The following is a 1,583-nucleotide window of genomic DNA, read 5'->3' on the forward strand; positions in this document are numbered from 1 at the left end:
TCGGGGGCCGCCGGCGTGTCCTCGTGCCCGTGGCGGCCGACGCCGAGCAGGCGCTGCTGCAGCTCCCGGTCGGCCGCCAGCTCGCGCGCTGGCGCGCGGCGGTTGATGCGGCCATTGACCATGATGGCGACCGTCTCGGCCACCGCGCAGGCAACGCCGATGTTCTGCTCGATCACCAGCACGTCGATCTCGCCATCCTCGGCGAGGCTGACCAGCAGCTCTTCGAGCTGGGCGACGATCACCGGGGCGAGGCCCTCGGTCGGCTCGTCCATCACCAGCAGCTTCGGGTTCATCAGCAGCGCGCGGCTGATCGCCAGCATCTGCTGCTCGCCGCCCGAGAGCTGCGCGCCGCCGTTGCCGCGACGCTCCGCCAGGCGCGGGAAGGTCGCGTAGACGCGCTCGATGGTCCAGGCGCCGCCCTTGCGCTCCACCATGCGCAGATGCTCGTCCACCGTCAGGGAGCGCCACAGCCGCCGCCCTTGCGGCACGTAGCCGATACCGAGGCGCGCGATGTCCGCCGGGGAGCGCCCGAGCAGCGGCTGGCCCTGGAAGCTGATCGTGCCGGACGTCACCGGCACCAGCCCCATGATGGCCTTGCACAGCGTGGTCTTGCCCATGCCGTTGCGCCCGACGACGGAAAGCACACCGGTCTCCAGCCGCAGGTCCACGCCCTGCAGCGCATGGCTCGCGCCGTAGAAGACGTTGAGGCCGCGGATCTCCAGTGCGGCCGGGCCCTGGCGGTCAGGTGTGCGCATGCCGCCCGTCCCCCAGGTAGAGCTCCTGCACCTGCGGATCGTCCTCGATCTCGGCCGGCGTGCCTTCCTTGAAGACCCTTCCGTTGTGCATCATCGTCACGCGCTGCGCGACGCGCAGCGCCACGTCCATGTCGTGCTCGATGATGACGAAGCCGATATGCGCGGGCATGTTGGTGAGGATGGCGACCAGCTCCGCGCGCTCGGTGGGCGAGAGGCCGGCGGCGGGCTCGTCGAACAGGATCAGCCGCGGCGCGCCGGCGAGCGCCAGCGCGATCTCCAGCTGGCGCTGCTGACCGTAGCTGAGCTCGCTGACCAGCCTGTCGCGCACCTCGGTCAGGTGGACGGCCTCGATCAGCTCCTCGCTGCGGGTGACAAGCGGGTCGCCGCGTCGCGGCCGCAGCAGGGAGAAGCGCGCGCGGCTGACGCCGCGGCAGGCGAGGTAGACGTTGTCGGCCACGCTGAGCCCGCCGAACAGAAGCGAGATCTGGTAGGTTCGGCGAAGCCCCCGCCGGATGCGCTCATGCGCGGGGAACTGCGTCACCTCCTCGCCGAACAGCCGGATGGTGCCGGAGGTCGCGGGGAAGTCGCCGGTGACGCAGTTGAACAGCGTGGTCTTGCCGGCGCCGTTGGAGCCGAGCACGGCACGCCGCTCGCCGGCCTCGACCGTCATCGTCACGTCGGAGATCGCAGCCAGCGCGCCGAACATCTTGGTGACGCCGCGAAGCTCCAGCGCGTTGCCGCCGCCGGTCGCGCCGATGCGGTCGGAGACGGCCGGGCGCGGCGCGGCCCCCGCGGTCGCGTCGGGCGTCATGGCGGCGCCCCCTCGCG

The 1,583-nt window shown here is 71.9% G+C and carries 2 protein-coding genes; both read right to left on the bottom strand.

The window, feature by feature from the left end; translation table 11 throughout:
- Positions 1 to 755 (bottom strand): ABC transporter ATP-binding protein (locus tag OZN99_RS31210; protein ID WP_270939085.1); only part of this gene is annotated, 755 nt, incomplete at its 3' end.
- On the bottom strand, positions 742 to 1,583 hold an 842-nt coding region (locus OZN99_RS31215; RefSeq protein ID WP_333779795.1), incomplete at its 5' end, for an ABC transporter ATP-binding protein. The genes OZN99_RS31215 and OZN99_RS31210, both read right to left, overlap by 14 nt.

The organism is Falsiroseomonas oryzae (assembly GCF_027856955.1).
GTDB lineage: Bacteria > Pseudomonadota > Alphaproteobacteria > Acetobacterales > Acetobacteraceae > Falsiroseomonas > Falsiroseomonas oryzae.